Source organism: Flavobacterium frigidum, assembly GCF_048286795.2.
In genome coordinates, this window is the sequence record NZ_JBLVPT020000004.1 from 156,521 (window position 1) to 168,034 (window position 11,514).

Annotated in this window: 6 protein-coding genes; all 6 read right to left on the minus strand. The window is 34.4% G+C overall.

The genetic code is table 11. The annotated features are described in order from the left end of the window. Positions 1-116: 116 nt before the first annotated feature. Positions 117-2,888: a gluzincin family metallopeptidase gene (locus ACNQGB_RS07140; protein WP_417945053.1), complete on the minus strand. Its 2,772-nt coding sequence runs from the start codon at positions 2,886-2,888 to the stop codon at positions 117-119. A 162-nt stretch (positions 2,889-3,050) separates the two neighbouring features. Next, a complete protein-coding gene (locus ACNQGB_RS07145; protein WP_417945055.1) occupies positions 3,051-3,779 on the minus strand; it encodes an LOG family protein in 729 nt (242 codons plus the stop codon). A 266-nt stretch (positions 3,780-4,045) separates the two neighbouring features. Next, positions 4,046-4,471: an endonuclease domain-containing protein gene (locus ACNQGB_RS07150; protein WP_417945057.1), complete on the minus strand. Its 426-nt coding sequence runs from the start codon at positions 4,469-4,471 to the stop codon at positions 4,046-4,048. A 160-nt stretch (positions 4,472-4,631) separates the two neighbouring features. Beyond that, complete coding sequence (gene uvrA, locus ACNQGB_RS07155; protein WP_417945059.1) at positions 4,632-7,463, minus strand: excinuclease ABC subunit UvrA; 2,832 nt, start codon at positions 7,461-7,463, stop codon at positions 4,632-4,634. Positions 7,464-7,600: 137 nt separating this feature from the next. Beyond that, positions 7,601-10,681 (minus strand): WD40/YVTN/BNR-like repeat-containing protein, encoded by a 3,081-nt coding sequence (locus ACNQGB_RS07160; RefSeq protein ID WP_417945061.1) that lies wholly within the window; start codon positions 10,679-10,681, stop codon positions 7,601-7,603. 63 nt (positions 10,682-10,744) lie between these two features. Continuing rightward, positions 10,745-11,482, minus strand: a complete 738-nt coding sequence (locus ACNQGB_RS07165; protein ID WP_417945063.1) for an outer membrane lipoprotein-sorting protein — start codon at positions 11,480-11,482, stop codon at positions 10,745-10,747. Positions 11,483-11,514 lie beyond the last annotated feature (32 nt).

Sequence of the window (11,514 nt, forward strand, 5' to 3'; positions counted from 1 at the left end):
TAAAATTAAATTTTAGTAATTTATTCTAATAAAATGAACTATATTTTTTTTACATATGTAATTTTTATACCGTATTATTGAGAATAATTTAAAAAATAATTAAAATCTATATCGAATTAGAACCATTTTCGATTAAAAAGATTGATTAATGTTTTAGGAGAGAAAGTTACTATGAATCGTATTTTCTCGTTGTAATTATTTTGTGCTATTTCCCATCCATTGGAAGAATATACCGGAAAATACAGCTCAAAGTAGTCCGTTACCAGATTCAGTCTTACGCCACTGTCGTAAATAAACTGCTCTTTTTGGTTTTTATTTTTTAGCAATCCAACATCTCCATAAATTTCAATCCAATTCCAAATACTCACACTAGCATTTAAACTGCTAATCCATTGATTTGCATAAGGTGTTTTTATTTTTGATTTAAAACCGCCTTCTGCCAAAATGAATTGTTGACTAAATAAACCAGTACTTTCTGAACGTCCTAAATAGTTATAATCAAACAAGTAATCAGTAGGTCGGTCTGCTGCATAACTAAAAAAATCAGATCCAGTTTTATTGTACAAGAAACTACCAGCATAAAAACGTAAATTAAGTTGACGGTTGTTTTCAAAAAGCTTTCTGTATTCAATTTCGCCATTTATTTTTCCAAACCCACCTGATATTTGAACATCAGTATTAAAATTAAAATGATTTGTAACCTCGGTTTTGGTGTTTACATACCGCGCATTAAAAATAGAGTAGTTGGCAGGTCCGTTGTCAATTACAAAAGCGCTCTTTTCCCGGTTTACTAGCACTTGTCTAAATAAAATTAATTGTTTTCTATTGTCTCTAAAATTAGGCTCTCGGATACGCAATTGAACCATTGGATTTAGTTTAAGATAGGAAGCATCTTGCGCATAATGAAAGTAAGAACCACTCATGGAATACCTCACATTAAATAAGGTGCTGTTTCGATAATTTTGATTTACTGCAATAGAACCTGATCCTGATACGTTATTAGACCTAGTAGAATAGGATGGATTAATATCAAAAGTAAAGGGTTTATCGAGTATTGTTTTATTATGCAATCGCAATCCGGGTGTAATTCCGTCATATAAGTTATAAGAAATAGAGGGTACATACAATATTTGATTATAATATGGATCTTCTAAATCTTTCATAAAAACGAACTTTATGGGTCTGTTATTCGGAAAAAAACCATTAAGCTTTTTCCAGTTATTTCTTAAATTAAATTCGGGAACCTCATTTTTTAGATTCAAAATTATTTTATCTGCCCCATTTCTCTTTAGCGTAAAAGTGCTATCACCCGTTGTTATATCCAACCATTCTTTAAAAACTACAGTACCTTTTTTAGTGCCATAAACCGGAATTGGAATGGGAGTTCCAGTACGATTTTTTATGGTGAAAGTGATGCTGTCATTGGTTTTTGCTACACTAGAAAATTTATAATCTATAATGTCTCTGGAATCAATAATCGTTTTAAAAAACCAATTAATATCTTTATCTGTATTTGATTTTAGTATGTTTTCAAAATCTATTCTAGAAACTTGTTTGACTTGATTTTGAATGTAAAATTGTTTGATGCTATTTGGTACAATATTATTTTGTGCATAGGAATCCAGAAATCGCAAACTCAAACCAGATCTATATTTACTGGCTATTTGTTCGTTGAATTTGATCAAAGTATTCTTTGAATCTCCAAGTGGCTGATCCAAATTTCTTCGCGCCATTAACATATAAAAATAACTGTATTGCTCATTAAAACTAATAGTAGCAATATTAAAACTATTTAAAAGGCGTATATTAGAGAGGCTGCCCATCATTTTAGCTTCAGGGTGATTTTCATCCATATATTTCATCATGGCATATACCTGCAAACCATCATAGATCCAGTTGTCTTTTCTTGGGTCTAGTTTTAAACTAGTTTTAAGATATTCATTAAGATAGGTTTTGAGGAATTTAATTTCAAAAATAAATTCATCTGGAAACGGACTGATAAACGCTGGCAATTGATTCAAACCATAAAACGGATTTCTGTCATAATCTGTCTGCGAAACGATAATTTTGTCGTGAGGAAATTTGCCTATTAATTCGTTTGCAAAATTCACAACTCGATCTATTACAATTGCTTTTTGAATGGCGTCTAACTTATTGTTTTTTAAATTAGTCAGTACTTCTACACTGCTATTTTTAAAACTTTCAAAATTTAATTTAGGTTCAATGATAAGATTAAAATTAGTTCTATTATCTCCTGATAATTGATAATTTGTAAACATTGCGTCATTAACTGATTTGCTGCTATTTAAATCAGAAATAGCTTCTAAGTTTTTAGGAATATTTAATTCAATTTGAAAACTAGTGGTAGCATTAGCAATATCATCTAAATTAATATTGCTGTATCTTATAAATTGATGATTTTCATAACGGGCCGGTGTCAAAAACCAGTTTTTTAGAGTAATAACTCCATTGGAACTATATCCGTATTTTGTAAATTTATCACTGGGAATTTTAGTCAAGTACAAGATAAATAAGGTGATTTTCTGATTGGGAAGTAGTTTTTCTTTCAATTTAATTTCAATTAAATCGGGGGTTTTCTCGGTTCTTTCCCAAGATAAATCCATTTTATTGGTATCCAAAATAGAGATATTTGTGGTACTTCCTCGTTCTTCCTCTTTTGCCAAATGAAAGCCTCTATAAAATTCATCTGAAAAACGTTTGGCAAGTGGTGTATTTTTATTAGAATAGGCGTTGTTCCAATCGTTTAAAACAATCGACGTCAAAGTGTCATTCGATTGATTAAAAAATGTAATTTCTTGCTGTGTACGTATTGTTTTAGTACTGGAATTCAGTTCAACTACCATTTTAGAATGATGTTGTGCTTGCATTTTTATTGAAAGTAATACAAGAAAGGTATATATCGTAATTTTAAAAAGTAGATTCAAGTGCTTGGATAAATTATATTAAAAAATAAATATACTTTTTTTTACATTAGAATTGGAAAAAAAAATTACCACAAAAAAAAGCTGTCGATTGAGACAGCTTATTTGTTAGAAATTTGGAGATAAATTATACTTTTTATAAAACTTATCGAGGACGTCAACCACTTCATCTTCAGTATCTACAATTTTAAATAAATTCAAATCATCAGCACTTACGGTGCGTTCTCTTTCTACCAAAACTGTTTTTATCCAATCCATTAATCCAGACCAAAAACTGGATCCGACCAATATAATTGGGAATTTAGCAATTTTTTTAGTTTGTATTAAAGTCATGGCTTCAAACAATTCATCCATAGTCCCAAAACCGCCAGGCATAACCACAAATCCTTGCGAATATTTGACAAACATTACTTTTCGAACAAAGAAATAATCAAAATTTAAATTTTTATCGTTGTCAATATATGGGTTGTAATGTTGTTCAAACGGCAATTCAATATTCAATCCTACCGAAGTTCCGCCACCTAGATGCGCGCCTTTATTCCCGGCTTCCATAATTCCAGGTCCACCGCCGGTAATCACACCATAACCAGCTTTACTGATTTTATAAGCAATTTTTTCAGCCAACAAGTAATATGGATCTTCGGGTTTTGTTCTCGCAGAACCAAAAATACTCACACACGGACCTATTCGTCCCATACTTTCATACCCATTAACAAACTCAGCCATGATTTTAAAAATGGCCCAACTGTCATTGGTTCTAATCTCGTTCCAAGTCTTTTGTTTTAATCGGTCTTGGATTACTTTATCCTCGTCATTGTCAAAATCTTCTAATCTCATATTCTGTATTTTAATTATCTATTTTATTTTTTTTGGAGCTTTATCCTGCTTTCCGTTCTATCTTTTTATTTTTTAAAGAAAAAAATAAAAAGGATGCCACTTCCATCAGGGCTAAAAATCAAGCCTACTAAAGTAATTCTTTTTTTATAACTGCAACATACTGCTTTTGTATTTTTTATTATTCTCTAGTCTCATATTCCCCTCTTTTGGAGGGGTGCCCGCAGGGCGGGGTGGTTTTTAGTCCTACATTTTCAAAAGTTAATAGCTTATTTACCAAATTCTACAACAATATATTGCTCTAGCTCCTTCATCACATTATTCAAATCACGTTTCACCCGTAAATCAGATATTTGATACACCTTTAATCCTAAAGATAGTAGATATTCCTCTCTTTTTTGGTCGTATTCTTCTTTATTGTCATGGCTTGAACCGTCAATTTCGATCACCAACCCCAAGGTTTTTACATAAAAATCTACTATGTAGTTACCTATAATTCTTTGTCTGTCAAAATCTATTTTCCAAAATCTACCTTTATGAACTTGCAACCAAAAAATTACTTCTGATAGCACACCCGCTTTGCGCAACGCCTGGGATCTAGTTTTTAGTTTTATGTTGTAGGGTAAGTTTTCGATGAAATTTATATAAATTGGTTGTGAATTTATATATGCAGTTATCTCACGAGTACTTTCCATACGATTTGCTTTTTTTACATTCCCTTGATAGTAAAGGCTACAATTAAGTTGGTGCAATTACAAGACGTCAATTTACATCAAAAAGCCATTTTTTGCAAAAATCACAATATTTAAAAACCAACCCGCCCGCCGCGGCGGGCACCCCTCCAAAGGAGGGGAATTACACCAACTCTTTCTTTAAAAACTGTGCAGTATAGCTTTTTTTATTTTTTGCAACTTCCTCAGGAGTTCCCTTGGCAATTAGCTGTCCGCCTCCTTTTCCACCTTCAGGACCAATATCGATGATGTAATCGGCTAGTTTAATTACGTCCATATTATGTTCGATAATTAATATCGTATTGCCTTTATCAACCAGTTTGTTAATTACTTCCATTAAAACTCTGATGTCTTCAAAATGCAATCCTGTTGTAGGTTCATCCAAGATGTAAAAGGTATTTCCAGTATCTTTTTTAGACAATTCTCCAGCCAGTTTAATTCGTTGTGCTTCACCACCAGAAAGAGTAGTGCTTTGTTGGCCAAGTGTAATATAACCCAAACCTACATCTTGTATCGTTTTTACTTTTCTATATATTTTCGGAATCATTTCAAAAAACGGAACCGCTTCATCAACCGTCATATTCAACACATCCGAAATAGATTTTCCTTTGTATCGAATTTCCAATGTTTCTCGGTTAAAACGCTTTCCTTGGCACGTTTCACATTCTACATACACATCAGGCAGGAAGTTCATTTCAATCGTTCGAACACCAGATCCTTCGCAGGTTTCACAGCGTCCGCCTTTTACATTAAAACTGAATCGACCCGCTTTGTATCCCCGAATCATGCTTTCAGAAGTCATTGTAAACAAATTTCTGATTTCTGTAAAAACTTCGGTGTATGTTGCTGGATTACTTCGTGGCGTTCTACCAATTGGACTTTGGTCAATATCAATTACTTTATCGATATGTTCCAATCCTTCAATTTTTTTGTACGGTTGCGGTTTCTTGACACCATTGAAATAATAGGCATTCAAAATAGGGTAGAGCGTTTCGTTAATCAAAGTCGATTTACCGCTTCCCGAAACTCCAGTCACACAAATCATTTTACCCAAAGGCAATTCTATCGAAACATTCTTCAAGTTGTTTCCTGTTGCTCCGGTCAGTTTCAGGAATTTTCCATTTCCTTCTCTGCGTTTTGCAGGAACTTCGATTTTCATTTCACCATTCATATACATTGCTGTAATAGTATGATGTTTTAGGATTTCTGCAGGTGTTCCTTTACTGATGATTTCGCCTCCATATTTCCCAGCTTTAGGGCCAATATCAATTACATAATCGGCACGTTCAATCATGTCTTTATCGTGTTCAACCACAATTACGGAGTTTCCAATATCTCTTAATTGTTCTAACGAATGAATTAATTTTTCATTGTCTCTTTGGTGTAAACCAATACTTGGTTCATCCAGAATATACAAAACACCAACTAACTGAGAACCAATTTGAGTTGCCAAACGGATGCGTTGTGCCTCACCACCGGAAAGCGATTTGGAGCTTCGGCTTAAAGCCAAATAATCCAAACCTACATTCATCAAAAAGTTTAGTCGATCCTTAATCTCTTTGATTACTTCAGTTGCGATACGCTTCTGTTTATCAGATAAATGGTTGTCTAAGTCCTTAAACCAAGTGGTCAAATCCGAAATGTCCATATCGCACAATTCGGTGATGTTTTTTTCGTTGATTTTAAAAAACTGCGCTTCTTTTTTCAAACGGGAGCCTTCACAAACCGGACATTTTATTTCGTCCATAAATTCTTTTGCCCAACGTTTTATACTTGTGGAACCACTTTCATCATGTTGGTTTTTTATGAAATGCGAAATCCCTTCAAAATCAATTTTGTATTCTCTCGCAACTCCTAAATCTTTAGAATTAATGGTGAATTTTTCTTTGCCACCATTCAAAATCATTTCCATAGCTTCCTCCGAAATTGTGTTAACTGCATCCGTCAATTTGAAGCCAAATTTTTCACCAATAATTTCTAATTGCTTAAATATCCAAGAGCTTTTGTATTCGCCCAACGGAGCAAAACCACCTGCTTTTATCGATAATTTTGGATTTGGAATAATCTTTTTAGGATTAATTTCATTTACCGTTCCCAATCCGTTACAATGATCACAAGCGCCTTTTGGGGAATTGAAAGAAAATAAATTCGGTTCTGGATTCTGGTAGGAGATTCCAGTGCTTGGACACATCAAATTCCGACTAAAAAACCGAACTTCATTAGAGTCTTGGTCTAAAACCATTAACACATTTTCTCCTTGATTCATGGCTGTATTAATGCTTTCTGTTAACCGTTTTTCGTTTTCTAGAGTATCATCAATAACCATTCTATCTACAACAATTTCTATATCGTGTGTTTTGTAACGGTCTAATTTCATTCCTAAAGTTATATCCAGCACATCACCGTTTACACGAACTTTAAGGAAACCTTGTTTGGCAATTTGTTGGAAAAGTTCCGCATAATGTCCTTTTCGAGCTCGAATCACAGGAGCTAAAATATTGATTCGTTTTCCTGAAAAATCTTGAATAATCAAATCTTTGATTTGCTCATCAGAATAGGAAACCATTTTCTCGCCACTGTTGTAACTGTATGCATCGGCACCACGAGCATACAACAAACGTAGAAAATCATAAATTTCGGTAATCGTTCCTACAGTAGAACGCGGACTTTTACTAGTTGTCTTTTGTTCAATAGCAATTACAGGAGAAAGTCCGTCAATTTTATCAACATCTGGTCTTTCTAAACCACCCAAAAACTGACGCGCATAAGCCGAAAACGTTTCTACGTAACGGCGTTGCCCTTCGGCATAAATGGTATCAAAAGCTAAGGAGGATTTCCCAGATCCTGAAAGACCGGTAATCACAACCAGTTTTTCTCTTGGAATCGAAACATCTATATTTTTTAAGTTGTGCACACGAGCGCCTTGAACTTCAATGGTATTGTCTTTGTCTAGCATAATTCTTTGCGAAAGAGCAAAGTTACCATTTTGAATTGTTCTTTTGATGTAACAGTTTAGAAGTTTGTGTTAAAATGGGGCATAAAAAAAACGCTAATTGGAGTTAGCGTTTTTGATACAATTTGTTTTAAATGTGCTTATTCTGCAATAAACTCTGCATATGTTTTCAAAACAAACGGAATGTTTTGTTCTTTAGCTTGTTTTAAATAAGTAGCTTCATTTTTAGCCTTAGCCGTTTTGAAATCTTTCATTTCACTATCAAAGCGTTGCATAATGGATTCCTTATTTTCTAACTGTGAAGGAGAAGGAGCTGTAAAGTTTCCAGCAACAGATGCATATAATTCTCCGAGTTTTTCTCTTAACTGAGGTTCTGCCGAAGCTACGTAGCCATCACCAGTAGTAACTACCATTTTTGCTTTTACGTTCTCAAAATCAGTTTTGATTTTTGTACCATTTTTAGCAAACCCCTTATTTTTAGCAATCAATTGATCTAATAATTTTACAGTTTCGTCAATTTCATATACCGCATAAGCTAGTTCTTCATTTTTGTTGAACAACTCTCGTGTAGTTTCTTTTTGTTTAACTCTGTCAGATGCAGAAGTACTACTTTTTGGATCATTTAGTACTTTAAAAGTGTGTGTGTAAGTATCTTTCCCTTTAGTCATCACCACTTTATAATTACCCTCTTGAACACGTGGCGCAGTGAAACCAGCAAATGATACTGTTTTTCCAGCTGCAATTTTTGGGTTTTTCATATTGTAGTCCCAGGTTACTACATTGATTCCTTTTTGTTTGCCTGCAGGTAACGACACAAGTTTGTTGCCTTGTTCGTCTTGTATTTCAAGATCCATCTTACCCAAAGTATGTCTTTTTTTCAAGTAATAGATAATTTGAGCACTTGACGATGGGTTATTACCCACAAACTCCAATTCTGTAGCAGTAGTTCCAAAACTGGATTGCTCTTCAATTACAGCTGGCTTCATATCAAAGAAATGAACATCTTTAGTAAGAACGTCTTGACTGATTTGGCGCAACGGTGTAATGTCATCAAGAATGATAACTCCACGACCATGAGTTGCCATCACCAACGAATTGGTTTTAGTACTTAATTCCATGTAATGTACAGCAACCGATGGCATTTTATTGGTAAAATGAGACCAATTTGCTCCACCATCTATAGTAATGTATAAACCTTTTTCAGTACCTAAGTATAATAAGTTTTCATTGGTAAAATCTTCTTGAATATTACGAACAAAACCATCAACATCAGAAGTAATAATTGATTTCCATGTTTTTCCAAAATCTGTCGTTTTGTAGGTATATGGAGTATAATCATTGGTTGCATGTCCTTCAAAAACAGCATAGGCTGTTCCTTCTCCAAAAGTACTAGCTTCAATGTGATAACACCAAGTGTTTTTTGGAAGTCCAGTAATGTTGGCTACCACATTGGTCCATGTTTTACCTCCATCCTGAGTAACTTGTACATTACCTTCATCAGTTCCGGCCCAAATCACTTTTTCGTTTAATGGTGACTCGGCAATTGTAAAAATAGTACAGTGTTTCTCTGCACCAGAATTATCAACAGACAATCCACCAGACTTTTCTGTGTTATATTTTGATGCATCGTTTGTAGTTAAATCGGGTGAAATTTTGGTCCATGTTCGACCCATATCTTCTGATTTATGTACGAACTGACTTCCCATATAAAAACGATCGGTTTGTTTTTTACTTATTTCCATTGGAGCATTCCAGTTGAAACGTAATTTTGGATCGCCTTTAACCGCCAATGGCTGAATGGTGATCAACTCCTGCGTATCTGTATTGTAGCGCCAAACATTTTCGGCACCTTGCATTTCGCTGTAAATAATATTTTTGGTTGGATGTTTTATTACTCTAAAACCGTCACCTTGACCAATTCTTGTCCAGTCTCTAGATTCTATTCCGCCCGGACTTTTTGAAGGTCCGTACCATGAACCGTTATCTTGTAAACCTCCATAAACATTAAATGGTTCTTTATCGTCGATACTTACGTGATAAAATTGAGAAACAGGAATGTTGCTGACCATTTCCATAGTATTTGCACCATCCCAACTTCTATAAACACCGCCATCTGTAGCGCAATACATTCTGTTACTATCATTAATATCAAAAACAATATCATGGATATCAGAATGCATGTTTCCGAGGTTTTTGAAGGTTTTTCCACCATCTCGACTAATCGATCCGCTCAAACCACCTTTGACTACAATTTCAGGATTTTTTGGATCAACTGTGATTCTAGAAAAATAGAAAGGTCTTACCACTAAACCAAAATCATTATTCAGATGTTTCCAATTGGCACCTGCATCATCAGAGCGATACAAGCCATTCAATTCTGCTTTTTCTGTTTCAAGAACAGAATATAAGATGTTGCTATCAGAAGGAGAAACAGCAATGGCTATTCTACCCAATTGACCAGCAGGAAAACCAGTGTGGATTTTGTTCCAAGTTTTTCCACTGTCTACAGATTTATACAAAGCAGATTTAGTTCCACCCGAGCTAAACGACCAACCTGTTCTTCTAAATTCCCAAAAAGAGGCATACATTATGGCGCTATTTTTAGGATCTACAATCAAATCTGAACATCCTGTTTTGTTATCTACAAAAAGAACTTTGTTCCAAGTGGTTCCCCCGTCTGTTGTTTTATAAACACCTCTTTCATCACTATCTCCCCACAAGGCACCAAGAACACCAACCCAAACAATATCGCTATTCTTTGGATCAACGATAATAGAACTAATTCTGTCAGATTTAGGTAATCCCATATTCTTCCAGTTCTGACCTCCATCTGTCGACTTGTAAATGCCATCTCCCATGGAAACACTATTTCTAGTCCATGTTTCTCCAGTACCAACCCAAATGTTTTGGTCTGGTTTTGAAGGATCAATTGCAACACAGCCAATAGATTGAATATGTTCATCGAATATTGGATTAAAAGAGGCTCCACCGTCGTTACTTTTCCATACACCACCTCCAGCTGTACCTGAGTATATGATCTTGTTGTTTGTAGGATGCACTTCAAGATCTGTAATTCTGCCACTCATTAAAGCAGGACCTATGTGTCTGGCTTGAATGTCACCAAAAAGCTCTTTGCCTTTTAGGACAATTTTATCTTGTGCCAAAGCATTTGTTGCAGATAGTATTCCTATACAAGCAACCCATATAATTCTTTTTTTCATAAAAATGTTTGTTAAAAAAAGCCCTTATTTTGCAATAAGGACTTCGAGTTGATTATAAAGATATTATTGAGCTGGAAAAGCGTAAATTTTTGAATCTACAGTCGGATTTAAAATAATTTTTTTAACCTTCATTTCTTGACCACCTTGATTGATTGAAAAAGGGAAATAGATTCCATCCACCTCTTGATAATCGCTCATAGTAGATGTTGATTTTTGTCCTTTTGCAGGTCCTTGCTTAATCTCAGTTTCAGCTGCGATTGGTAAATTGTTTTCGGTTTCGAAAAAATAGTAAGAAACATCATCAGATTTTACACCATTGACCATGATAGGTTTTTTGGTGAATTTTATTTTGAAGCATTCTGTTCCTTCTTTTGTTTCTTTACCCATGAATTCTGCACTATACCCTTTGGATTTATAGTCTAAAAATGGCTCTGGAAAATCTTCACTACTCAATTTAGCATTTGCTGTAGTTTCTGCATCCATTTTTTCAGCTTTCATAGTCATAAAGTTAGTGCTCCACATGGTTTCGCCGTCTGACGCCATCTGTGTTATTTCTTTTCCTTGTAAATTAAGCTTTACGGCCATTTTCCCTCCTTTTTCTTGGAAAACTTCAACTGGAATTTCCATTCCTTGAGCGTTGGTCACCATTTCCATCTTCACACTTTTCAGGGCTTTTAGTTTTTCTGCTCCACCAATGGTCGCTATGTATTTTGAAATAATTTCATCTGCACTTTGTGCAAAAATTGGTGAACTAGCAATTGAAAATAAAAATGCAACGATTGATAATTTAAATGTTTTCATATTTTTTTTATTTGGTTTATAAGGTTAGTATA